This is a genomic window from Rhodococcus sp. 05-2254-6, assembly GCF_002258565.1.
In the GTDB taxonomy this organism is placed as follows: domain Bacteria; phylum Actinomycetota; class Actinomycetes; order Mycobacteriales; family Mycobacteriaceae; genus Rhodococcoides.
This window is the reverse complement of the sequence record NZ_NOZF01000186.1, coordinates 1-23720: the sequence shown is the minus strand read 5'-3', so window position 1 is coordinate 23720 and position 23720 is coordinate 1. Positions and strand designations below refer to the sequence as shown.

Sequence of the window (23720 nt, the reverse complement as noted above, 5' to 3'; positions counted from 1 at the left end):
GCTACTCGCAGCCGATGCCGTCGTTGTCGCGGTCGAGATGAGGTCCGTAGCCGTACTCGTCCCGATAGACCGGGTCGGCTCCGGCGTCGCGCGCCGCGTCGCAGTTCTCGTACTGGAATGTGCCGCCCTGACGGGGTGCGGGCGCAGGAGCCGCCAGTGGGGCCGGGGGTGGGGGCAGGAGCACCGGGCAGAACTGGGCCGAACCACTGCTGCAGAGGAAATCGGTGATCGGATCGGCCGAGGCGACGGCCGGAGCGGTGACGAGCGCGGCCGCAGCGATCGCGCCGCTGATGCCGATCTTGACCAGCAGGTTCTTCGTCTTCATGGAACTCCAATCGAGGGGATGTGATGTGGAGCATCCTCGGCTGATTATTGAACTGTCAATCAAGTCATTCGAGTGACCTACGCCCGAGCGCACACGGGCAAGCGTGTTTGGAACCCATCGATTCGGCGTATTTACGAACGTATGAGCGAAAACGAGCAGGTCAACCAGAACCCCGAGAAGGATCCCGACGATTGGGTCACCGGCGACGAGCCGATGACCGGCCCGCAGAAGAGCTACCTGAGCACTCTTGCGCAGGAAGCGGGCGAGGAAGTTCCCGAGGGTCTCAACAAGGCACAGGCGTCGGAAATGATCGACAAGCTGCAGGGCGAAACCGGCCGCGGCTGACACTCCCAGAGGTCCACTCGATGTGACATCGACCCCCGAAAAGTCCACCCAATGTCACATCGAGTGCCCTCGCGGTAGCGGTGTCCGCGAGGACATCCGACCAGGTAGACCGTTATGTCTCGAGTACATGTAACAAAGGATCACGTGGACTTTTGTACCCGTGTATCCGCGGCTATTGTGAGCGAACCCACAGCTTTAGCGTGCGCGCATATCGGTGGGTACGTTGAGTGACGGATGTTGTTTGTGTTGCGCCCCGTGAGGGTGCGCCGGGGGAGGATGGGCAATCTGATGCACCGCCGAGTGTTGGCAGTAGCGGGAGCCGCTCTGGCAGTGTCGCTGCTGGGGTCGGGTCTCGCCGGGGCGCAGCCGCTCCCCGATACCGGCAGTTCCGATGGCGCCGGTGGGGCTCCTGGCATCGCAGCTCAGTCCCAGCCTCTGCCGTCGGCGCGCATCGATCGGGTGGACATGCTGACCGACCGCCGCGCTGCCGTGTGGGTGGAGTCGCCGGCCATGGGCCGCGCCATCCAGGTCCAGGTTCTTCTTCCGGCCGCGCAGGCGGTGTCTCGTCCGACGCTGTACATGCTCGACGGTGTGAGCGCGGGCAAGGAATCCGATTACAAGGAAAGCACCTGGACGCAGAAGACCGACATCGTCGACTTCTTCGCCGACAAGCAGGTCAACGTCGTGCTCCCGGTCGGTGGATCGAGCAGCTACTACACGGACTGGAACGTGCCGGACCCGGTGCTGGGCGTGAACAAGTGGGAGACGTTCCTGACGTCGGAGTTGCCGCCGCTGATCGATGCGCGCTTCTCCGGTAACGGCACCAACGCGATCTCGGGTGTCTCGATGGGCGCCCAGGCCGCGATGGACCTGATGACACGTCACCCCAGCCTCTACACCGGCGTCGCCGGCTTGAGCGGTTGCTACGACAATTCGCAGACCAACTTCAAGGACGCGGTGCGCGCCACCGTCGCCACCAACGGCGGAAACGCAACCAACATGTGGGGCGAGAACACCGATCCCAAGTGGGTCGAGCACGATCCGTCGCGTAATGCCGAGGCGCTCCGCGGCAAGGACGTCTACCTGTCCGTCGGCACCGGCCTACCCGGTCCGTACGAGCTAGGCCCCGGTGGCAGCGGAGTCGAGAGCGCCCTGATGGGTGGACCGCTCGAGGCTGCCGCGCTCTACTGCACAACGGTGTTCGATACTCGGCTCCGGTCGCTGGACATCCCCGCGACAGTCGTCTACCGCCCGTACGGCATCCATCAGTGGCCGTACTGGCAGGACGACCTGCGTGAATCCTGGCCGACGCTCGAGCGCGCGCTAGGTCTGTAGAGCAAACTTCAGAAACGCGTCGTTCTCGTGCGGGTCACCGATGGTGACCCGCACTCCGTCGTTTCCGTAGGCGCGCAGCAGTACGCCCTGTTCGGCTGCAGAAGCGGCGAACTCACCCGAGCGTTCGGCCAGCGGCAGCCAGACGAAGTTGGACTGCGATGCGCCGACGTCGTAGCCGCCCGCAACGAGCGCGTCGCGCACACGATCCCGTTCCGCGATGAGGGCATCGGTGCGGGCCAGCAGCTCTGCCGACGCCTCGAGCGATGCCACCGCAGCCTGCTGGGCAACGGTGCTGACAGCGAAGGCGATCCGCACCTTCGACAGTGCCGTGATCACCTCGGGATCGGCCACCGCGTAGCCCACCCGCAAGCCGGCGAGTCCGTAGGCCTTCGAGAACGTCCGCAGCACGATCACATTGCGTCGTCCGCGTGCCAGCTCCACTCCGTCGGTGTGGTTGCCTGCGTCGGGGCGGGTGTACTCGAAGTAGGCCTCGTCGAGGACCACGAGAATGTTCGACGGCACCGCATCGAGAAACGCCTCGAGCCTGTCGCGCTGAACGACGGTTCCGGTCGGGTTGTTCGGGTTGCAGACGAAGATAAGCCGGGTGCGGTCGGTGATGGCGGCGAGCATCGCGTCGAGGTCGTGCACGTGGTCGGCGGTCAACGGAACCAACACAGGTGTCGCGCCGGCGACGCTGGTGACGATGGGGTATGCCTCGAACGAGCGCCAGGCGAACAGCACTTCGTCGCCGGGGCCGCAGGTGATCTGTACGACTTCCTGGCACAGCGAGACCGAACCACTGCCGACGGCCACGTTCTCCGCGGCGACTCCGAGCTTCTTCGCCAGTGACTCGACGAGCGCGGTCGCTCGGTTGTCGGGGTAGCGGTTGACGCCACCGACGGCCTCCGCGATCGCGTCGCGCACGCTCGGCAGCGGCCCCTGCGTCGTTTCGTTGCTCGCCAGTTTGATCGCACCCGGAAAGGTGCGTCCGGGAACGTAGGCGGGGATGGCGTCGAGGTCGGGGCGGATGCGCGCGGTCACGGCTGCCATTATGCGCCCAGGTTCGGGGTTGACTTCTGCGCGTCCGTGATATTGCTGTGCACGACCGGACCGATCGTCCTATCTTCGATAAGTATGTCGGGAATATTGAGCGACGTCGCAGTTCTTCGGTCCGCCTCCGCGCCCACGGTCGGTGCGGACGACGTGGTGGACACGACCGCGCACGAATCACCCCCGCGCGAGAAAGTGCCGTTGACGGCCGTCGAACCCGATGGTCCACCTCGCGGCGGAATCGTCGTGCTGCACGAGGCACGTGAGGTGCCCGAGTCTCTGCTCGACCTGCTGCGCGCACTCGCGCTTGAAGGCTGGCTCGCCGTCGCGCCGAACCTGTTCCATCGAGGCCACGGCGACGACAAGGAAGTCTTCGGCGACGACCTCTTCGCGGACTTCGATGCCACCTCCGACTGGCTCGTCCAGCGCGGTGTCTATCCCGATTGTGTCGGGGTGATCGGGTTCGACGACGCAGGCACAGCAGCGTTGATCGTGGCCACAAGCCGTCCGGTCGGGGCGGCGGTCAGTGTTGCTGCCGCCGGCATCGTCGAACCGCTCAACTCCGACGCTGTCGCGTTGGTCGAGGCCGCACCCAAGCTGCAGGCCCCCTGGCTCGGTCTCTACGGCGAGGACGACCCCCACACCCCACCGGAACACATCGAAGCCCTTCGCGACGCCGCCACGCGCGCTTCAGTGGCCACGAACGTCGTCAGCTATTCGGGGCTGAAGCATCGAGCCGATCATCCCCGCGAACAACCCGGCAGCTCCGACCACAGCGACCCAGCAGCGGCCGCGCTCGTGGACGCGCAGACGAGAATCTTCGACTGGTTCGACAGCTTCATGCGCTGAAGAGCAACTAGCATCCTTGACGCGAACGACGCGCGAACCATAGGCGTCGACCAGCCGTTTTGCCTTCTGGCCTCCGCTGTGGGTAATCTCTTTCCTCGGCGGTCCGAGAGGGCCGGCAGCCTAGGAGGCGTGCCAGAGCGGCCGAATGGGAGTCACTGCTAATGACTTGTCCTTTCACCGGGACCGGAGGTTCAAATCCTCTCGCCTCCGCCACGAACGGTAGATTTTTGCCGTTCAGCTGGACCAGTTGAATAACTGAACATGCGCCCGTAGCTCAACGGATAGAGCACTTGACTACGGATCAAGAGGTTAGGGGTTCGAATCCCTTCGGGCGCACAGAAGAAGAAGCCCCGAACTGCAGCGATGCGGTTCGGGGCTTTTTCGCTGCCTCGAGTGGTGCGGTGGTCAGCTCTGATCTGGACAATCAAAACAAACCGGGCGTAGGGTTTGGTGACGTCGTCGAGGGAGTTCACGTGAGCGATCGACCGGGCAGAATCTCGATTGAACGGGCTCGGCTGGACGGCGTCGGTGCCGATTCTCGACCGCATGCCGTCACCGGGTGGTTGTCCGTCCCTCTGTTGCTCATCGCGGCTTTGTTCATCGGCGCGCTGCCGTTCTACGTTCGGCAGCCGCTCGGGTCCGGGGAGTCGGTATCGAGTCCGATGTGGTTCGGCGGAGCTGGGCATCTCGCATCACCGGCAGCGGGTCTCTACTGGCTGATCGCACTGCCGGTGTGCATCGGGGCAGTTGCTCTCTTTTGCACGTGGCGTGAACGTAGATCAGGTGCCGAATTGCACGTTCGTCTGTGGCTCGCGGTCAGTGTTGGATTGTGTGTTGCCACGGTCGTTGCCGTGCGGAGCGGACTGCTGTTCTTCCTGAGCAACTTGACCATTCGTGGACTGCTACCGCTGTTGACGATGTCGGTAGCGGTGTTGATCTGGGGTGTTGCCCTGCGATCGCGCGTAGTGATCGGGGTGGGCGTCGTGGCCGTCGCGGCGAGCCTGGTGTCGAACCTCTACAACGTGGAGAACCGTGTACCGCAACAGTTCACGTTCGACACTCGCTTCAGCCTCTGGTCGAATATCTTGCTGACGGCGTTCGTCTTCGTAGTCGGCGCGGCGATGGCCGTGTTCGCCAAAAGATCCAAGCGCTGAATTCCTGCAACTCGATCTCCCGCGTGAGGCGGCGTCAGCCGCTGAGAGAGTTAACGCGATTGAGCACGGCCCACAGGAGTTCGTACATTCCGCACAGGGCGGCACTCGCCAGGGCCACCGACCAGAACCCGATGTCGTACACAAGTACGGCAGTGAACTGGCAGATCACCAGGCAAGCAAAGAACACGTGCCACGAACGCCGCTTGCGCTCCTCGAATTTCGAAGTCGACTGTTCTGCGTAGTCGACCGGGCGCATGGGTTCCATTCCTCCACAGTCTCATGCGTTGGCCGGTGGCGCGAGGGCATAGTCGAGCCGACCGCAGAGAACTGATGCAGTGGAGGGCCCGCCCATCCCGGACATCAGCGTCCGGGTTTCAACTCATCGGTGATGCGGTGGTAGATCCCGCCGGACGTCAGTCCGCCGTCGACGACTATTTCCGTCCCGGTGATGTACCGCGATGAATCCGACAGCAGGAACGCAACGGATTCCGCGATCTCTTCGGCGTCGGCGACGCGTCCTGCAGGTACCGATTGCAAGCTTGTCTCTACGAAAGCCGTTGAGCCGGAATGCAGTAGCGGTGTGTCGACCAGGCCGGGATGGATCGAATTGACTCGTACTCCGTATTCGGCGAATTCGAGGGCACCTACTTTCGACAGACCCCGCACTCCCCATTTGCTTGCGCCGTATCCTGCCGCGAAGTAGCCAAGCATTCCGGCGATGGATGACACGTTGACAATGGAACCACCACCCCGCTTGAGGAGTGGCGCACAAGCTTTCATTCCATAGAACACCGAGCTCAGATTGATGTTCATGACGCGGTGCCAGTCGTCGACAGTCGTCTCCTCGATGCCCGCTCGGTGACTGACGCCGGCGTTGTTCACCAGTCCGTCGAGGTTACCGTCCGATGACTCGATGGATTTCGCCAGTGCCGTCCACGATTGCGGTGCGGTGACATCGAGTTGGAAGAACTCCGCCCGGCCACCGGCATCGAGGATGCTCTTCACGACGGCTTCACCTGTGGCCGTCGAGATGTCGGTGACCCAGACTTTTGCTCCCCGGCCTGCCAGCATCTCCGATTCGACTCGGCCCATGCCACTTCCTGCACCGGTGACGACGATGGTCTTGTTCTCGAAGTTCATGCGAGGGGCCTCTCACTCTGTTTTCAGTTCGGTACCTTTCGTCTCGGTCACGAAGAAGACCGTGGCGAAGGTGATGACGGCGCAGAAGACGAAGTAGCCAGCGGGTGCGAGCGGATTTCCGGTGAGCGAGATCAGGTACGTCGCGATGAAAGGTGCAGTGCCACCGAGCAACATGTTGGTGGTGTTGTTGCCCAGGGCCAAGCCGGTGTACCGCACCGAGGTCTTGAGCATCTCCACGTATGTCACGTACGAGGCACCGTTGACGACGGACACCGCGATGAACAACACCGACTGCCCGACGACGGCCTGCCACAGGGTGCCGCCTGCCATCATCATGAACATCGGCACACCGAGAACAATGGCTGCGAAGCTGCCTGCGAACAGCACGGGCTTGCGCCCGTACCTGTCTGCCATGTAGCCCGAGATGGGCAGGGTGATCACCCCGAGAACCAAGGCGAGCGAGGTCGACAGGAATGCTGCTTGCGAGGTCTGGCCGCCCTCGGTCCTGAGGTACGTGGCGGCGTAGACCGATGCGATGTAGTAGCCGCCCGTGATGAGCGCGCCGAGCAGGATTATCTTCACGACGCTGCCGCCGGAGGTGCTCAGTAGCTCCGAGAGGGGAAGCTTCTTGGTCTCTCCCTTGTCCTCTAGTTCCTTGAATTCCGGAGTGTCGTCGAGGCGGTTCCTGATCCAGATGCCGACGCCGCCGATCACGAGGCTGAGCAGGAAGGGGATTCGCCATGCCCAGGAAAGGATCTGTTCATCGGTGAAGACGGAGTTCAGTGCCAGTGCGCACAGCGAGGCGAGCAATGATCCGATGTACGTTCCGGTGTTGACCATCGACGTCTGGGTCGCGCGCCACCGCGTCGGCGCGGACTCGGACACGAACGCGTTCGCCCCTCCGAGTTCGCCACCTGCAGCGAATCCCTGCAGGCATCTGCACAGGACGAGAACCGAGGTGGCCCACACTCCGAGAGTGACGTATGTCGGGAGCAATCCTATTCCTGCGGTGGCGATCACCATCAGCAGGATGGTCCAGGACAGCGCATTTTTGCGGCCGTACTTGTCGCCTATGTGTCCGAAGAAGATTCCGCCCGGAACCCGTAGGAAGAAGGCGACGGCGAAGGCCGCGAACGTACCGAGAAGTGCGGCCGTCGGATCATCGGACACGAAGAACAGTGCGGCGATGGTGGTGGCCATGTAGCCGTAGATACCGAAGTCGTAGTACTCGACGATGGTTCCGACGACAGCGGCCCGGATTACTGTCAGGGGCGATTGTTTCGGGTTCGTGCTGGGGGCTCGTGCATCCGACTCGGGCTGCACGGCGCGATCGTTCGTAGTCATCGGGGTCCTCGAGGTCTGGGGTGGTCAGGCCGTCAGTGGCTGAGCATCGACGGTGTGAAGGGCGGCGTTTCGACCGGCAATCCGGCCCATGGTGAGTGCATTGGCGACAGCGTTACCGCCACCGACGTACCGTTGCCCGAGAACTCCCGCTCCTGCCTCACCTGCGGCGAACAGGCCGGGTACGCGGGTGCCGCGTGTTGTCAGTACGGCGGAATCGGAATCGATCTCCAAACCTGCATGTGTGCAGACCAATTCGGCGGGGAGGATACGTGCGGCATAGAAGGGGGCGGTCTCGATGGGTTCGGGATTCGACGTGCTGCCCTTGTTGGCGAGTGTCCGATGGCGCAGAAAGTCGGGGTCCTCGCCGTGGGGCAGATGCGCGTTCCATCGCTCGACCGTGGCATCGAGGGCCGCGGCGGGTACAGCCATGAGTTCGGCCAGCTCCGCGAGGGAGGAAGCGCGAAGCGTCCGGCCGGCGTCTGCCTCGTCCTCGACACGATCGGGTGCCCAATCGGCATATCCCGCAGGCAGATTCTGTCGAGCGTTGTCGTCGAAAATCATCCAGGCGGAGCCACCCTGACCATCGATGATTCCGGTCGAGACCGCGTACGAGGCGTCCTCGTCCATGAATCGACGTCCCCCGGCGTTCACGTGAATACGTGATTTCGGGGGAAATCCCGACTGCCAGTGGTGGTAGCGCTGAAAGTAGACGGTGGGCAGCATGAGTCCCCACCCGTGACCTGCTATGGACGCGTCCACCGACGGCGCAAAGCGAAGGTGGTCACCGCGACTGCCCTCGGCAGCAACGACGAAGAGATCGGAGCCGGCCCGGTTGGCAGCTGGAAAATGAAAATCGACCAGCTCGGGATTCCGGGCGAAACCACCCGAGGCCACTACGACTGCCGCAGAACGGAGTTCGACATCATCGGCGACGACTCCCACGACCCGGTCGTTCTCGGTGAGTAGCGCCTGCACACGGGTGTCGAGAACGACCTCGATTCCGTGCCTGCGGCGTGCGGCGTCCAAAACCTGGACGAGGCCGTAACCCTGGTCCTTCGGAACGTGCCCCCTCCAGACATCCTCGACGCCCGCCTGGCTCAGGCCCGGTTGGTGTGCGTTGCCGGAAGTCCTTGCGGGGATCTCCAATCCGAGCTCGAGCAGCCACTCCAGAGTCGGTCCTGCCTGCTCGCAGAAGGTTCTGATCAGGCCGGGCTTGAGCATCCACTGATTGAGATCCATGTAGTGCTGGAAGTACTTCTCTGCGCTGTCGTCGATTCCGAGGGCGCGTTGCACGCTTGTCGCCGCAGCGGTGAACAATCCGGCCGACAGCGCCGTCGATCCGCCCAGTTCCTTGCGCGCCTCGAAAAGAATGACGGACGCACCGTTCTCGGCTGCCGTGACTGCCGCGGCAAGCCCCGCGCCGCCGCCGCCGATCACGATGACGTCGTAGTCGGTGTCAGACATGTCGCGACCCGCCGTCCACTGCAATACTGTGCCCGGTCACGTAGCGAGCACTGTCCGACAGTAGGAAAAGGAGCGGACCGAAGACCTCCTCCGGTGCACCTAGTCGATGTAGTGGAACGGAATCGAGCGCTCGAGCAAGCGCTTCGGGATCTTCCTGCACCCACCGAGTCATCTCGGTGTCGATGTAGCCGGGTGCAATCGAGTTGACGCGAATGCCCACATCTCCGAACTCGACGGCAAGGGATTCCGTCAGGTGGGCGACGGCCGCTTTGGACGTGCAGTAGGCACCACGCCCCTTACGGACACGAAGCGCGGATACCGAGGATATATTGACGATCGCGCCCCCTTCGGACATATGACGACCTGCTGCTTGCGAACCGAACAGAACGCCTTCGACGTTCACGCTGAGCGTGGCACCGATCTGCTCTGGGGTGATGTCCGCGGCATATGCGAACGGGAAGATGCCGGCGTTGTTGATCCAGAAGTCGATTCGCCCGAATTCGGCCAGCGCAGTTCGGGCGAGCGCTTCGTGGTCATCGGCGACGGTGACGTCGACTCGAGCACCGATGATCGTTCCAGGCTGCTCGACCAGCGATTCGGTAGCCAGCTCCGTGTTGAGTTGCTCCGCTGTCTCTTTCATCCGAGCGTCGTTGATGTCGGCACCGACGACGTGCACGCCGCGCGCCGCAAGTCCCTTGGCGAACACCGCTCCCATTCCCTGAGCGGCCCCGGTGACGACGGCAACCTTGCCCGACAGTTCGGGGTAGACCGCGGTCATCATGCGATCGACGACGCGACCGGGATTGGGGTTGTTCATAGCGTTCTCCTCATGCCGAAGATGTTGAGCGGGCACCCGAATCGGGCTGAAGCGAAAGCTTGCGGTGCGCTCAACTGTGTGCGATAATCGCACGCAGTGTGCGATTCACTCCGAACTGTAGGTGGTCCACCTCACACTCGTCAATAGGGGGTCCTTCATGTCCGATGCCGACTCGGGCCGCATGGACGGCAAGGGAGCCGTGACCATCGATTCGGGAATGTCCAAAACGCTGCACCACGGACTCGCCGTGCTCGAGCTTCTAGCCGAACATCCGAACGGCTTGTCGATCACCGAGATCGGCGACGGAGTCGGTGTGCACCGCACCGTCGCTCACCGCTTGGTTCGGACTCTCGAGGCCCATCATCTGTGCAGGCGAGACGAGTTCAAGCGAATAGCGCTCGGAGCTGGTCTGGTGGCACTTGCGGAACCCGTCGAGCAAGATCTGCGAACCGTAGCGCGCCCCGTTCTCGAGGAACTGGCGGATCAGTTGGGGGCGACAGTCCATCTCGTCGTTCGCGAGAATTCGACAGAAGTAAGGGCGTTGATGGTTGTCGAGCCACGAGGCGCGAAGGTGCACGTGGCATTCCGTGGAGGGCAGGTCGATCCGATCGACCGGGGATCTGCCGGCCTGGCGATACTCGCGTCACTACCCCCGGTCGACGGCGAGCGCGCAGAAGTGACCAGGGCGCGGAGCGTCGGATACGCGGTCACCCAAGGCGAGGTGATTCCATCGGTCGGCGGCGTGTCCGCCGTGGTGCCAGGTCGCCGCGGGGATGCCATGGCGAGTGTGGGTGCGTCGGTGTTCGAGATCGACGACGAAGCGCAACTCGGCGCGGCCGTCGTCGCTGCTGCGGCACGGTTGGGGCGTTTGCTTCGCTAGCCAGTGGCTGGGGGTGTCAGGCGTCGTCGCGGGACACGGTCCTGTGCTGGATACGCCACCGATCATCCACTCGTACAACACGATCACGGACCGACGTGAACCGGACGAGCCGGGTATCGCCGCCACGTGGCGTTGCCATGATTTGGAGATAGCAGTCGACGATCAGTTCATCGACACTCACGAGATCGACGGCAATGTTCGTGATGACATGCCTGCGTTTCTCATTCGATTCGATCGCGCTGTCGAAGAAGCGCTGGGCAAATGCGGTCAACTGGTCGCTGCCGACCTCGGGTTCGGGGTAACTGGGCGAATCGAAGACGCCGTTCGCGGTGAATGTCTCGGCCCACTCCGCCGCGCGTCCGGAATCGATTGCGTGGCTTTGCCTCCCGTAAAGAAGCTGGATATCGGCAACGGTTGTCGAGTCGGGACCGGGCATCGGCGTCTCCTTGGTGCGCTATTCGCACGCGTAGTGCGTATTGATGTCGACGTTACGTTCGGTCCGCCCGATAGTCGAGTCAGGGTCCGCGCGCGGTGACCGAAAAGGGACTGCGTGGGTATCACCGCGTCTGCCATCATGACGCCGTGAAGATCGTATCGATCAATGCGTGGGGTGGTGCCATGTACGACGAGCTCGTCGCCTGGCTGAAAACCGTTGAAGCCGATGCTATTTGTCTTCAGGAGGTCACTCGCACTCCGCATCGATCGGGCTGGGCGACGTTCGCGGACGGTGAGCGCACTCTGCCGCAGCGATTGAACCTGTTCGACGACGTGTCGGCGGTGCTTCCCGGATATACGCCGCATTTCGTCGCGAACGACGCAGGGCCTGTCACCGACGGTGACGGCACCGAGCTGAGGCAGGACTTCGGGATCGCCACCTGGGTGCGTAACGACTTTCCCGTCGTGGGAATCGATGCGAGGTTCGTTCACTCCCGGTTCGTCGATCACGCGGAGTGGAATGTGGAGGACCGACCGCGAGCTGCCCTGACGGTCACCGTTCGCGATCGCGTAGCCGAAAGCTTCATCTCTGTCATCCAATTGCACGGGCTGCGAGATCCAATAGGCAAGGGCGACAGTCCCGCTAGGTTCGAGCAGGCCCTGAGGCTAGCGGAGATCGTCGAGCACGTTCGGGCGGTGAGCGACGAAATCGTCCTGTGCGGAGACCTGAATCTGCTGCCGTCGAGCGAGACGTTCACGTTGCTGGCCGAGCATGGGATGACCGACTTGGTGGGAGAAGCCGATACCCGAACGTCGAGGTACACGAAACAAGTGCGCAGTGCCAGCTATCTGCTGGTGTCCTCGCCGTTCGAGGTACGCAGCTTCGAGATCGTCGCCGCGCCGGAGGTGTCCGATCACCGAGCACTTGCGCTCGACATCTGAGGGCCGGGTCCTGGTTCGAGCTCGGCGGGTTGCCCGTCTCGGGCAGGTAACAACTCGGCTGCAGCGGTGGACAGGCCGGCTCGAGTAAAGAATTGTTAAAGGTCGGCGACGGCACGCCCCAACGACCGCGCAGGAACCGAATCCGACGAACCGTGCCGTCGAGGATGGTGACGGCAACCGTGGACACACTTGCTCGCAAACTGGGCCTCAGAACCGACAATCACATCTTCTTCGTGTCGGCCGGCCTCACGATCACATTGCTGGTTCTGTTCCTCGTCTTCCAGGACTGGGTGGGAAACGCGTTCGGTGTCGGGAGGGAGTGGATCGTCACCAATCTCGGCTGGTTCTTCATCATCGGCGTCACGGTGTGGCTGGTGTTCTTGATCTGGGTTGCCGTCAGTAAGTACGGTCATCTGCGGCTCGGTGAGGACGACGACAGACCCGAGTATTCGAACCTGTCGTGGTTCGCAATGCTCTTCGCCGGCGGAATCGGCACTGTGTTGATGTTCTGGGGTGTGGCAGAACCGATTTCGCACTTCTCCGCGCCGCCGTTCGACGACGTGGAGCCTTACAGTGTCGAAGCATCCCAGGATGCGATGAGTATCTCGCTCTATCACCTCAGCTTGCACACCTGGGCGATCTTCACGTTGCCAGGGTTGGCATTCGGCTTCTTCATCTACCGGTACAAGCTGCCGATGCGCGTGTCGTCGGTGTTCTATCCGATTCTGAAGGAACGCATTTGGGGTCCGATAGGCAAGACGATCGATGTATTCGCAGTATTGGGCACGATCTTCGGACTGGCAGTGTCGTTGGGGCTCGGTACTTCTCAGATCAACGCCGGACTGAGTGAGCTTGTCGGGCTTCCCGATGCCGTGTGGGCGAAGGTGCTGATCATCGGCGTACTCACTGTGGTTGCGACGATTTCGATTGCCGTCGGGTTGGACAAGGGCGTGCGTCGCCTCTCCAACCTGAACATCCTCGTCGCGGTCGGTTTGATGATCTTCGTCCTGATCGCGTCGGACACCGTCTTTCTGCTGCGCCAGGTGTTCGAGAGCTTCGGCAATTACGCACAGGACATCGTTCCGCTGTCCTTCTGGAACGACGCCATGGCCGAGTTCACCTCCGACGGCGGGTGGGGATGGCAGGGTGGTTGGACCGTCTTCTACTGGGCGTGGACCGTCACCTGGGCCCCGTTCATGGGCGTCTTCCTCGCACGGATCTCGCGGGGCCGCACGATCCGCCAGTTCGTCGCCGGAGTTCTGGTCGCACCGTCGCTGTTCACACTGGTGTGGTTCGTCGTATTCGGCTGGTCTGCAATGAGAATCGATGGAATCGGTGGCAGCGGCGGTTCGATCTCGGAAGCAGTGTCCGAGAGCGTGCCATTGGCGATGTTCACGTTCTTCGAGAACTTCCCGGCCGCGACCCTGGTTCAAGGGATCGCCGTGGTCGTCGTGGCGCTGTTCTTCGCAACCTCGTCCGACTCGGCATCGCTGGTGATCGACATGCTGTGCTCCGGTGACGGTGAAGCGGGCCCCGTGCGGCAGCGAGTGTTCTGGGGCGTCACCGAAGGCGCGGTGGCCGCCACTCTGATCGTGCTCGGCGGTGAGGCAGGACTGCAGGCGCTGCAACAGGTCATCACCGTGATCGGGCTACCGATCTTCATTCTGGTGTCGTTGATGATCATTGCTCTGGTGATGGGACTGCGCGCCGAGCGAGTGAAGGTGCAACCGCTCACCCGGGAGGAATTCCGCGAACACAACGGCGAGTCGACCGCTACCGAGTCCGAGAAAGTGCGCTCGTCGAGCCTGGCACGGAATTCCGATACCCGCGTCGAGTCTCCCGACGATCGAACGGAGTGAGGGCTCGAATATCTGTTTCGAGGCCGGTCGAGGTCACTTGTGCCGTCACTTCCGTGGGCCTGAGTGTTCAGGATCGTGCGGACGACGCGGGAAGTCGCGCAATGTGTTCGATTGTGAACGCTCGGGTGCGGGCGGGGTAAGAAATACCCTGGGTGCATGGCTCGAGAGCAACCGGATGTGATCGGGTGACTCCATGCGCACCTCGACCTCCACCCGACTGATCACCGCTATCGCAGCGGTGACTTTGACACTCTCCACAGGCGTCGCGTGTTCGGCGACGACCACAGCAGAACCACCGCAGACCGCTGCAACCACCACCGAACAGTCCGTCGATGAACAGTCCAGTACCGAACAGGTCTATCTCGATTTCGAGGCCAGGGATACTGCTCGACTCGGCGTCAGTGCTGTCGATCTCGCCTCGGATTCCACCGAAAGTCATCGCGGCGACGAACGTTTCGCGTTCTGTTCGACGTTCAAGGTGTACGCCGTCGGCGCCGTTCTTGCCGCCGTCGATGCAGGTGAACTGCAGCTGAGCGACACCAGAACGATCACCGCAGCGGACAAGGTGCCCGAGTCCGCAGTCGACTGGGAACCAGGATCCGTCGTCACGATCGCAGACCTGGCGGCGGCCGCATTGACCGAGAGCGACAACACCTCCGGCAATCTTCTGATTCGTGAGGCCGGTGGAACTGCGGCTCTCACCGAGTTCGCGAGGTCGCTGGGCGACACCGAGTTCCGGCTCGACCGCACCGAGCCCGAACTCAATACCGCTATCCACGGAGATCCACGCGACACCACAACACCGAACTCGATGGCCGCCGGCTACCGAACCTTGCTCGACGGCGACGTGCTGACCGAGGCCTCACGCGACCAGCTGTTGGCCTGGATGGCCGATACCCAGACCTCCGACGCCCGGTTCCGCGCCGGCATCCCCGATGGGTGGACTTCGGCCGACAAGACCGGCACGGGCAGTTACGGCGTCTCGAACGATGCAGGGCTGTTGCTGGGACCGGACGGGCAACGAATTCTCGTGGTCGTCCTCAGCGCTACGACGTCGAACAACGAAGATTCACCGGCCATGAATTCCCTCGTTGCCGATGCGACGCGACAGGTCGTCGAACAACTGCAGTGATTCTCAACCCTCCGCGCGGCGGACGGCGTCGACCAGTGGGATCAGATCCGGCTCGGTCGACGCCTCGTCGAGTGCCTCGCGCAGCGCCGCATCGTTGGTCGGGCGTGCGGCCTCGAGCAGGGCCAGGCCTTCTTCGCTGACGTCGGTGTAGATGCCTCGGCGATCGGTGGGGCACAGGTACCGAGTGAGTAGTCCGCGGTCTTCGAGCCGGGTGACCAGGCGTGTCGTCGCACTCTGGCTCAGTACGACGGCGTCGGCCACCTGCTTCATCTGCAGATGCCCGCCCTCCCCATCGTGCTGTCTGCCCAGGACGTCGAGCAGCCAGTACTCACGAGCACTGAGGTTGTGCTCGGCCTGTAGTGCGCGTTCGATCCGACCCTCGATCCGGCCGTGCAGCACCGCCAGCGCCAGCCAGTTCTGCGCCAGCGCCGTCAGCGCCGTCAGCGCGGGGTCGTGTGCGCTCATGTGTCGTGCCTCTCGGTACCGATACTCGTGACCACCCACCGTACCGCGCCGGCAATTAACGGCGTCTGCAACGACAGGCCTACGACGGCCTCCGTGCGACGATGCGTCGAGCATGCGCGAGTACCGGGGCATCGACCATCTGGCCACGGAAGGTGAAGACGCCGCGGTTCTGGGCTACGGCGTCGAGCACGTCGGTGGCCCAGTCGAGTTCCTCGGCGGTGGGCGCATAGGCCTGGCGAACGACGGGGATGTGGCTCGGATGAATGGCCACTTTTCCGTCGAAGCCGATAGCCACGGCATCCTCGGACTCCGCGCGGACACCGTCGAGATCGGGGATGTCGAGGAACACCGAGTCCAACGCGAACACCCCGCGTGCCTTGGCTGCAAGCAGCGTCTGCGACCGAACATGCTGCGCCACAGCACGATACTGTCCATTGGAATGCCTGCTCGAGTTGCCACCCATGGCGGCCACCAGATCCTCGGCACCCCACATGGCACCGATCGCATTGTCGGCGGCGAGGGAGTCGAACACCGTCATCGCGCCGAGCGGGGACTCGATCAGCGCGACGACATTCAACGGAGCCAGTGCCGCAATCTGTTCGGCCGATTCACATTTGGGGAGCATGACGGTGGTGTACTCGGTCTGCTGCAACGCCGCGAGGTCCGCAGCCTGATCGTCGGTGCCGTGCGCGTTGACGCGGACGATGGTGCGCGCCGGATCCAGGGGGGTCGACAGGACGGACTCACGAGCACCCGCCTTGTCCGCCGCCCCGACCGCATCCTCCAGGTCTAGGATGACGACATCCGCTCGTGCTGCGGCCTTTTCGTAGCGCTCGGGGCGGTCTGCCGGGCAGAACAACCACGCGGGCCCCGGCGGAACCCAGGTCACGACGCCTCCTCCGGTGGTTGCATCCGGACGAGCGTCTTGCGGACGGCGATCGCGACGACGTCCCCGTGTTGGTTTCGACCGGTGTGGGTGAATGTCACGATGCCCTCGCCGGGGCGGGATTTCGATTCGCGCTTGTCCGAGATCACGGTCTCGGCGTAGAGGGTGTCGCCGTGGAACAGCGGCTTGGGGAACGACACCTCCGAGAAACCGAGGTTCGCAACAATAGTTCCCTGCGTCAGTTGGGCGACCGACAAGCCCACGACAGTGGAGACCGTGAACATCGAGTTCACCAGGCGCTGCCCGAACGGCGTCGACTCGCTGTAGGCCGCATCGAGATGCAGTGCTTGCGTGTTCATCGTCTGTGTGGTGAACAGGGTGTTGTCGGCCTCGGTGATGGTGCGGCCGGGTCGGTGTTCGTAGATTGTGCCGAGTTCCATCTCCTCGAACCACAGGCCCCGCTGGCGAATTCGCTTGTCGCTCAAAGTCCCAGGCTCCGTGCGATGAGCATCAGCTGAACCTCGGTGGTGCCTTCGCCGATCTCGAGGATCTTGCTGTCGCGGTAGTGCCGTGCGACGACGTACTCGTTCATGAAGCCGTAGCCGCCGTGGATCTGCGTCGCATCGCGGGCGTTGTCCATGGCTGCCTCGGAGGCGACGAGCTTGGCGATGGACGCAGCCTTCTTGAACGGCTTGCCCGCCAACATCAGTGCCGCCGCGTCGTAGTACGCGGTTCGCGCGGTGTGGGCGCGGGCCTCCATGCGGGCGATCTTGAACGAGATCGCCTGATTGCGGGCGATCGGGCTGCCGAAGGCTTCGCGCTCCTTGGCGTACTTGACGCTCTCGTCGACGCAGCCCTGTGCGGCACCGACCGAGACGGCGGCGATCGCGATCCGGCCCTCGTCGAGGATGTGCAGGAAGTTGGCGTACCCGCGGCCTTCCTCGCCGAGCAGATTCTCCTGGGGCACGCGTACATCGGTGAAACTGAGCGGGTGGGTGTCCGACGCGTTCCAGCCGACCTTGTTGTAGGCGGCCTCTGCGACGAATCCCGGGGTATCGGTGGGGACGAGGATCGAGGAGATCTGCTTGCGCCCGGTGGCTTCGTCGACACCTGTCACGGCGGTGACGGTGACCAGTTCGGTGATGTCGGTGCCTGAGTTGGTGATGAACTGCTTGCTGCCGTTGATGATCCAGTCACCACCGTCGCGCTTGGCGGTGGTCTTGGTGCCACCCGCGTCGCTGCCGGCGCCGGGCTCGGTGAGACCGAACGCGGCCAGGGCCTTGCCTGCGGTGAGCTTGGGCAGCCACTGCTGCTTCTGCTCGTCGTTGCCGAATCGGTAGACGGGCATTGCGCCGAGCGAGACGCCGGCTTCGAGGGTCATCGCCACGCTCTGGTCGACTTTGCCGAGCTCCTCGAGGGCCAGGCACAGCGCGAAGTAGTCGCCGCCCATGCCGCCGAACTCCTCGGGAAACGGCAGGCCGAACAGGCCCATCTCGGCCATCCCGGCGACGACCTCGTACGGAAAGGAATGCTCGGCATCGTGTTTCGCCGAGACCGGGGCCACGACCGTTCGGGTGAAGTCGGCAACGGATTTGACCAGTTGCTGGTACTCGTCGGGCAGATTCGCGGACGACAGATGATCGGTCATGATGGGTCCTGTTCGGTGTGGTTGGGGACGATTCGGGCGAGGAGCTGGTCGACGCGGACCTGATCTCCCACTGCGACAGTCAGTTCGACGGTGCCGTCGATCGGGGTGGTGAGGGTGTGTTCCATCTTCATCGCCTCGACGACGACGATGGCCGTACCCGCGCTGACGGCGCTGCCCGTGGTTGTTCCGATCGCGATGATGGAGCCCGGCATGGGCGAGAGGATCTCGGCGTCGCCGGAGTGCGCGTCGTCCTCGCGGACGCTCGCCTCGGCGATCCGGTCGACTCGCCAGGTGCCTCGGGAGCTGGAAATCCATGTTGCCGAGCCGCTTCGAGCGAAGGTCATCGATTCGCGTAGACGGTCGAGCACCAGATCCACTGAATTCTCGGTGGCCGTTGTCCGCAAGGCGCGCGGCGATCCGTCGTCGACGACGACCGTTGCCGCGGTTGTCGTGCCGGTGATCGCTACGTGCGCCGTCCGACCTCCGGACGCGAGGCGACGATGGAACGACGCGTGCGCGCCGACTCGCCAGCCCGACGGTGCTGCCCAGATGTCCTGATCCGCGGTCTGCCACGCGTCGAGCCACTGCACTGCGGCGGCGGCGATCAGCGCCTCGTCGGTGGCCTCGGCGGCCACGAAATCCTCGACACGGCGGTCGAGCAGCCCGGTGTCGAGATTACCGGCACGAACATCGTTGTCGGCGAGCAGGAACCGAGCGAACTCGATGTTGGTGACCACCCCGAGTACTGCGGTGTCGGCCAGTGCACGATCGAGGCTGCGCAATGCGGTCGCGCGATCGGGGCCGTGCGCGATGACCTTGGAGAGCATGGGGTCGTAGTTGCTGCCCACCTCCGTTCCGACGGCAAGGCCGGAGTCGACGCGAATCCCCGGCGCAGAGGGCTCACGCAATCCGACGACGGCACCGCCGGTGGGGAGGAATCCGCGGCCGGGGTCCTCGGCGTAGACGCGGGCCTCGATGGCATGTCCGGTGAGCCTGATGTCGTCCTGCGCGAGAGTGAGGGGTTCGCCCGATGCCACCCGAACCTGCCACTCGACGAGGTCGAGACCGGTGACCATCTCGGTGACCGGGTGCTCGACCTGAAGACGAGTATTCATCTCCATGAAGAAGAACTCGTCGGGGCGATCGGCCGAGACGATGAACTCGACTGTGCCGGCACCGGAGTAGTCGACACTGCGGGCAGTGTTGCAGGCGGCCTCGCCTATGAGTGCGCGGGTTGCTTCGTCGAGCAGCGGAGACGGAGCCTCCTCGATGACCTTCTGGTGCCTGCGCTGGAGACTGCATTCGCGTTCGCCGAGGTGGATGACATTGCCGTGTCCGTCGGCGAGGATCTGTACCTCGATGTGCCGGGGCCGCAACACGAATCGCTCGAGGAAGAGGGTCTCGTCTCCGAAGGACGAGGCCGCCTCCCGGCGAGCACTCGTCAACGCTGCAGGCAGATCCTCGGCACGCTCGACCAGACGCATGCCCTTGCCGCCGCCACCGGCGGAGGGTTTGACGAGTACCGGGAATCCGACGTCCGGCGCGCCGGCGACGAGATCGGCGTCGGTGAGGCCGGGGCGGGAGATTCCCGGAACGACGGGTACGCCGAATGCGCTGACGGCAGCCTTCGCAGCGATCTTGTCGCCCATCACTTCGATGGCTTTAGCCGGGGGCCCGAGGAATGCGATTCCGGCTTCGGCACAGGCGGTCGCGAACTCGGAGTTCTCGGAGAGAAAGCCGTATCCGGGGTGAATGCCCTGAGCGCCTGTGCTTTTCGCGGCCGCGATCACCTTGGCGATGTCGAGGTAACTCTCGCGAGCGTTCGCGGGTCCGAGTCGGACGGCGGTGTCGGCCTCACGAACGTGTCGGGCATCGGCGTCGGCATCGCTGTACACGGCGACGGTACGAATTCCCATGCGGCGCAGTGTTCGTGCCACCCGCACGGCGATCTCGCCGCGGTTGGCGATCAGAACGGTGTCGATCATCGTGGTCATATCTCTCACATCCTGAAAACGCCGTAGGAGACCGGCTCGAGCGGCGCGTTGGCGCACGCCGAGAGGGCCAGTCCGAGAACCTGCCTGGTATCGGCCGGGTCGATGATGCCGTCGTCCCACAGGCGGGCCGTCGAATAGTAAGGGTTGCCCTGACTTTCGTACTGGTCACGGATGGGAGCCTTGAACGATTCCTGGTCCTCGTCACTCCACGGCCGACCGGCAGCGTCGAGTTGTTCGCTGCGCACCGTGGCGAGCACGGACGCCGCTTGCTCGCCGCCCATCACCGAGATACGCGCGTTGGGCCACATGAAGAGGAAGCGCGGAGAGTATGCGCGGCCGCACATCGAGTAGTTGCCCGCACCGTACGAGCCGCCGATGACGACGGTGATCTTGGGGACCCGAGCACAGGCGACCGCGGTGACCATCTTCGCGCCGTGCTTGGCGATGCCGCCTGCCTCGTAGTCGCGGCCGACCATGAAGCCGGAGATGTTCTGCAGGAAGACCAGCGGAATGCTGCGCTTGTCGCACAGTTCGATGAAATGCGCGCCCTTCATGGCGGATTCGGCGAACAGCACGCCGTTGTTGGCGACGATTCCGACGGGATGGCCGTGGATGTGGGCGAATCCGGTGACGAGCGTCTTGCCGTATTCGGCCTTGAACTCGTCGAATTCACCCGCGTCGACGACGCGGCCGATCACCTCACGCACGTCGTAGGGAGTGCGTGGGTCGGTGGGGACGACGTCGTAGAGATCGGTCTGGTCGGCTACGGGTGCGCGTGTGGGAAGAAGGTCCCACGGCCGCGGAGTGCGGGGTCCGAGGGTGGAGACGATGCGGCGGACGCGGTGCAGCGCGTCTCGATCGTCCTCGGCCAGATGGTCGGTGACGCCGGAGATCTTCGAGTGCAGATCACCGCCGCCGAGTTCCTCTGCGGTGACGACCTCGCCGGTCGCGGCCTTCACCAGAGGCGGGCCGCCGAGAAAGATCGTGCCCTGATTCTTGACGATGATCGCTTCGTCGCTCATCGCCGGCACGTAGGCGCCGCCCGCGGTGCAGGAGCCCATGACGGCGGCGATCTGCGCAATTCCCTTGGCGCTCATGGTCGCCTGGTTGAAGAAGATGCGGCCGAAGTGGTCGCGGTCGGGAAAGACCTCGTCCTGGCGCGGAAGGAATGCGCCGCCGGAGTCGACGAGGTAGATGCACGGCAGAGTGTTCTGCAGTGCGATCTCCTGCGCGCGTAGATGCTTCTTCACCGTCATCGGGTAGTAGGTGCCGCCCTTGACGGTGGCGTCGTTGGCGATGATCACGCATTCGCGACCGGAGACGCGGCCGATGCCGGCGATCACGCCTGCGCCGGGGCACTCGTCGTCGTAGAGGCCGTTGGCGGCCAACGGTGAGATCTCGAGGAACGGGCTGCCGGGGTCGAGAAGCTCGTCGACGCGGTCGCGGGGGAGGAGCTTGCCGCGGGCGATGTGCCGTTCCCGAGACTTCTCGCTCCCGCCGCGGGCAGCAGTGGCCAGCTTTTCTGCGAGCTCACTGGTGAGAAGCTCGTGATCTGCCCGGTTGGCAGCTGTGTCGATCGCCATGAGGTGCACGCCTTAAGGGGTTGGACGTCAGTGTCACGAAAGTTCAGTTAATCGTTGATAACTGACACGATAGTAAACTACGATTAACTGAGTGTCCAGAGTCGAGGAGGTGACGGTGCAGGAGTCGGAAGCGAAACCGACGACCGTGCGTGAGCAACGCAAGGCCGAGCGTCGGCAGCAGTTGCTGGGCGCTGCAGCATCACTGTTCGCCGAACGCGGGTTCACCTCGGTGCGACTCGAGGATCTGGGCGCGGCCGTCGGTGTCAGCGGACCGGCCGTCTACCGGCACTTCCCCAACAAGGAGGCCGTGCTCGTCGAGTTGATGGTCGGGATCTCGGAGTATCTGCTCGACGGTGGCCGTGCGGTGGTCGATCGTGGTGAGGTCGCCGCGGACACCGTGTCCGCGTTGGTCGAGTTCCACCTCGACTTCGCCTTCGACACACCGGCATTCATCAGAATCCAGGATCGGGACCTGCAGAGTCTTCCGGAGGGCGCTCGACGCAAGGTGCGCCGAATGCAGCGCGAGTACGTGGAACTGTGGGTCGAGGTGTTGTGTGCCGTCGATCCGAAATTGAACGAGTCCGACGCGCGAACCACGGCGCACGCGGTCTTCGGTCTGATCAACTCGACGCCCTACAGTGCGGGGCGTACTCCGTCGAAGAACGCTCGTCCGGTGCTGCGGGCAATGGCGCTGGGGGCGTTGGGGGTTGCTGCGCCGAGCCGCGCAGCATCGACCTGAGCGTCCACCTACACCGACGCGCGCTCGGCTTTCTCCGCATGTCGGCGGGTGGGCTCGGGCGGACGAGCGCTACGGGATCCGATCACTCCGGCGGCAACGGCACCGACGAGGCACACTCCACCGACCGCGTATCCCAGGAGCGGTCCCCGGGTAGTCACCCAGGCCAACTTGTTGGCCGCGTCGCGTGCCGAGGCCACCTGCTCGAGCCGACCCGTCTCGTCCAGGGCGAGTGAGGCCTTGAAGATCGTCACCTCGGGGACCTTCGGATCTCTCGCGAAGTACTGGTACGGCGTCTCCTGTCCCCACACCAGGCTCCCGCTCGTGGGCTCGACGTAGATGTCGCGCACGTTCGAGTACCAGCGCTTCATCGTGATCGGCTCGTCCCCGTCGCCCAATCCCCACTTCGAAGCCGGGAGGGTCACCGAGTTGATCGGCGACTGCGTGGTGGTCGAGAGGTCGGCCTCGGTCACGATCGATCGGAAGTGATAGATCGGCAGCCCCTCCATGGTGAGCTCCTCGACGAAGTTCGCCTCGAAGCTCGTCCACGCAGTCGCGTCGTAGACCGTGTACGTGATCGGCTGGGTATCGAAGGGAAAGCGATGCTGTAAGCCGTTGCGCGGCAGAGGAATGGCCGGCGAGTCGACTGTGGTCTGCAAGGATCCGGCAGGCTCGACGGGGAGTCCGGTGCGCCGGTCGCTCGTCACCCGATCCACCGAGGCGGTGAGCAGGCCCGCGTCACCGTCGCGGTCGGCGCGTCTCACGGTCGCTCCCGCCTGGAAGGTGACGCGGTCTGCGTCGGAGGGATCCTCGACGGTGATGTACCGCTGGAGAACGAGGGGTACATCCGTCGCGATGGAGAGAGGGCCGGGTCCGGTGATCGTCTTCGAGTCGAGAACCTCACCGCCCGCACCGTCCGTGGTGGTGGCCACCGTGGTGGCGTCGATGTCGAGTGGAGTCACCGCCAGGCGGTCGTACACGAGGGTGGGCAGAAGTAGAGCGACGACGATCGCGAAGGAACCCAACCCCGCGAGCAAGCACATCGCGATTCTCACCCGTGACATGAACACCGTCCCAATTCTTTTCGTTTCCGGCCGTCTCATCGTGCCGTGGCGAGAGCCCTGAGAGTCCGCTTCCGCGTTGTGACCTGTCAGCATGTTCGTGGGAATTTACAGAGACATCAACCGATGTTGAGAATTTCCGGAAAGGTGCACACTGGGGTCACTCGTCATTTGCCGCACAACGCTGAATCGGGGGACGACACATGGCGACCGGTATCGATCGAGGTACGACGGTCGATCGCGGCAATCGTTGGCGAACCATCGGGACGTTGCGAA

General features: G+C 63.7%; 24 protein-coding genes and 2 tRNA genes. 11 read left to right on the top strand and 15 right to left on the bottom strand.

The annotated features are described in order from the left end of the window. Nucleotide 1 precedes the first annotated feature (1 nt). Complete coding sequence (locus tag CH256_RS25765) at nt 2–325, bottom strand: excalibur calcium-binding domain-containing protein (protein WP_094638902.1); 324 nt, start codon at nt 323–325, stop codon at nt 2–4. A 141-nt stretch (nt 326–466) separates the two neighbouring features. Here CH256_RS25765 and CH256_RS25760 point away from each other — a divergent pair, with 141 nt between their 5' ends. Both CH256_RS25760 and CH256_RS25755 read left to right on the top strand, forming a co-directional pair. Continuing rightward, nucleotides 467–670, top strand: coding sequence for a DUF3072 domain-containing protein (locus CH256_RS25760; protein ID WP_032395510.1), 204 nt, complete (start codon nt 467–469; stop codon nt 668–670). 288 nt (nt 671–958) lie between these two features. Further along, on the top strand, nt 959–2005 hold the full coding sequence (locus tag CH256_RS25755; RefSeq protein WP_094671314.1) for an alpha/beta hydrolase: 1047 nt from the start codon (nt 959–961) through the stop codon (nt 2003–2005). Here CH256_RS25755 and hisC read toward each other — a convergent pair. Next, nucleotides 1994–3046 carry a histidinol-phosphate transaminase gene (gene hisC, locus CH256_RS25750; RefSeq protein WP_094671312.1) on the bottom strand — a complete coding sequence of 351 codons (1053 nt, stop codon included), beginning with the start codon at nt 3044–3046 and terminating at the stop codon, nt 1994–1996. The two genes, CH256_RS25755 and hisC, sit on opposite strands and share 12 nt — an antisense overlap. Before the next feature lie 93 nt (nt 3047–3139). Between hisC and CH256_RS25745 the strand changes: the two genes are divergently transcribed. The 4 genes from CH256_RS25745 (at nt 3140) to CH256_RS25730 (ending at nt 5058) form a co-directional block, all read left to right on the top strand. Further along, the gene (locus CH256_RS25745; protein WP_068054886.1) at nt 3140–3904 is read left to right on the top strand and encodes a dienelactone hydrolase family protein; all 765 of its coding nucleotides are present in this window, start codon (nt 3140–3142) and stop codon (nt 3902–3904) included. Nucleotides 3905–4027: 123 nt separating this feature from the next. After that, nucleotides 4028–4117, top strand: a tRNA-Ser gene (locus CH256_RS25740). Between the two features lie 50 nt (nt 4118–4167). After that, nucleotides 4168–4240: transfer RNA gene (locus tag CH256_RS25735), tRNA-Arg, on the top strand. 137 nt (nt 4241–4377) lie between these two features. Further along, on the top strand, nt 4378–5058 hold the full coding sequence (locus tag CH256_RS25730) for a hypothetical protein (protein WP_094671266.1): 681 nt from the start codon (nt 4378–4380) through the stop codon (nt 5056–5058). A 34-nt stretch (nt 5059–5092) separates the two neighbouring features. Here CH256_RS25730 and CH256_RS25725 read toward each other — a convergent pair whose 3' ends face one another. From CH256_RS25725 to CH256_RS25705, 5 genes are all read right to left on the bottom strand, one after another. Further along, complete coding sequence (locus CH256_RS25725; protein WP_143536679.1) at nt 5093–5314, bottom strand: hypothetical protein; 222 nt, start codon at nt 5312–5314, stop codon at nt 5093–5095. A 104-nt stretch (nt 5315–5418) separates the two neighbouring features. Then, nucleotides 5419–6198, bottom strand: coding sequence for an SDR family NAD(P)-dependent oxidoreductase (locus tag CH256_RS25720; protein WP_094671262.1), 780 nt, complete (start codon nt 6196–6198; stop codon nt 5419–5421). Between the two features lie 12 nt (nt 6199–6210). Then, the gene (locus tag CH256_RS25715; RefSeq protein ID WP_094671260.1) at nt 6211–7542 is read right to left on the bottom strand and encodes an MFS transporter; all 1332 of its coding nucleotides are present in this window, start codon (nt 7540–7542) and stop codon (nt 6211–6213) included. Between the two features lie 24 nt (nt 7543–7566). Further along, the gene (locus CH256_RS25710; RefSeq protein WP_094671310.1) at nt 7567–9006 is read right to left on the bottom strand and encodes an FAD-dependent oxidoreductase; all 1440 of its coding nucleotides are present in this window, start codon (nt 9004–9006) and stop codon (nt 7567–7569) included. Next, complete coding sequence (locus CH256_RS25705) at nt 8999–9823, bottom strand: SDR family NAD(P)-dependent oxidoreductase (RefSeq protein ID WP_179272231.1); 825 nt, start codon at nt 9821–9823, stop codon at nt 8999–9001. Before CH256_RS25705 ends, CH256_RS25710 begins: the two co-directional genes overlap by 8 nt. Before the next feature lie 217 nt (nt 9824–10040). On the opposite strand from CH256_RS25705, the gene CH256_RS25700 reads away from it, so the two are divergent. Further along, nucleotides 10041–10703: an IclR family transcriptional regulator gene (locus tag CH256_RS25700; protein WP_179272235.1), complete on the top strand. Its 663-nt coding sequence runs from the start codon at nt 10041–10043 to the stop codon at nt 10701–10703. A gap of 16 nt (nt 10704–10719) precedes the next feature. Here the strand turns inward: CH256_RS25700 and CH256_RS25695 are convergent, their stop codons facing one another. After that, a complete protein-coding gene (locus CH256_RS25695) occupies nt 10720–11139 on the bottom strand; it encodes a nuclear transport factor 2 family protein (RefSeq protein WP_094671256.1) in 420 nt (139 codons plus the stop codon). A 146-nt stretch (nt 11140–11285) separates the two neighbouring features. On the opposite strand from CH256_RS25695, the gene CH256_RS25690 reads away from it, so the two are divergent. The 3 genes from CH256_RS25690 to bla all read left to right on the top strand — a co-directional run bounded on the left by CH256_RS25690 (nt 11286) and on the right by bla (nt 15071). Continuing rightward, the gene (locus CH256_RS25690; RefSeq protein ID WP_094671306.1) at nt 11286–12080 is read left to right on the top strand and encodes an endonuclease/exonuclease/phosphatase family protein; all 795 of its coding nucleotides are present in this window, start codon (nt 11286–11288) and stop codon (nt 12078–12080) included. 179 nt (nt 12081–12259) lie between these two features. Continuing rightward, nucleotides 12260–13939 carry a BCCT family transporter gene (locus CH256_RS25685; RefSeq protein ID WP_256989553.1) on the top strand — a complete coding sequence of 560 codons (1680 nt, stop codon included), beginning with the start codon at nt 12260–12262 and terminating at the stop codon, nt 13937–13939. 193 nt (nt 13940–14132) lie between these two features. After that, nucleotides 14133–15071, top strand: a complete 939-nt coding sequence (bla, locus tag CH256_RS25680) for a class A beta-lactamase (RefSeq protein ID WP_094671252.1) — start codon at nt 14133–14135, stop codon at nt 15069–15071. A gap of 3 nt (nt 15072–15074) precedes the next feature. On the opposite strand, the gene CH256_RS25675 is transcribed toward bla, so the two are convergent. The 6 genes from CH256_RS25675 to CH256_RS25650 form a co-directional block, all read right to left on the bottom strand. Next, entirely contained in the window at nt 15075–15536 is a 462-nt protein-coding gene (locus tag CH256_RS25675; protein WP_094671250.1) for a MarR family winged helix-turn-helix transcriptional regulator, read from the bottom strand. Between the two features lie 79 nt (nt 15537–15615). Further along, the gene (locus CH256_RS25670; RefSeq protein ID WP_094671248.1) at nt 15616–16425 is read right to left on the bottom strand and encodes an HpcH/HpaI aldolase/citrate lyase family protein; all 810 of its coding nucleotides are present in this window, start codon (nt 16423–16425) and stop codon (nt 15616–15618) included. Continuing rightward, complete coding sequence (locus CH256_RS25665; protein ID WP_094638889.1) at nt 16422–16907, bottom strand: MaoC family dehydratase; 486 nt, start codon at nt 16905–16907, stop codon at nt 16422–16424. Before CH256_RS25665 ends, CH256_RS25670 begins: the two co-directional genes overlap by 4 nt. Then, nucleotides 16904–18070 carry an acyl-CoA dehydrogenase family protein gene (locus CH256_RS25660; RefSeq protein ID WP_094671244.1) on the bottom strand — a complete coding sequence of 389 codons (1167 nt, stop codon included), beginning with the start codon at nt 18068–18070 and terminating at the stop codon, nt 16904–16906. Before CH256_RS25660 ends, CH256_RS25665 begins: the two co-directional genes overlap by 4 nt. Next, a complete protein-coding gene (locus CH256_RS25655; protein ID WP_094671242.1) occupies nt 18067–20064 on the bottom strand; it encodes an acetyl/propionyl/methylcrotonyl-CoA carboxylase subunit alpha in 1998 nt (665 codons plus the stop codon). The genes CH256_RS25660 and CH256_RS25655 overlap by 4 nt, the downstream gene beginning before the upstream one ends. 5 nt (nt 20065–20069) lie before the next feature. After that, on the bottom strand, nt 20070–21647 hold the full coding sequence (locus CH256_RS25650; RefSeq protein ID WP_094671240.1) for a carboxyl transferase domain-containing protein: 1578 nt from the start codon (nt 21645–21647) through the stop codon (nt 20070–20072). A 91-nt stretch (nt 21648–21738) separates the two neighbouring features. On the opposite strand from CH256_RS25650, the gene CH256_RS25645 reads away from it, so the two are divergent. Further along, a complete protein-coding gene (locus CH256_RS25645; RefSeq protein WP_094671238.1) occupies nt 21739–22386 on the top strand; it encodes an SACE_7040 family transcriptional regulator in 648 nt (215 codons plus the stop codon). An 8-nt stretch (nt 22387–22394) separates the two neighbouring features. Here CH256_RS25645 and CH256_RS25640 read toward each other — a convergent pair whose 3' ends face one another. Then, on the bottom strand, nt 22395–23447 hold the full coding sequence (locus CH256_RS25640; protein WP_179272230.1) for a DUF3068 domain-containing protein: 1053 nt from the start codon (nt 23445–23447) through the stop codon (nt 22395–22397). Nucleotides 23448–23720: the final 273 nt, after the last annotated feature.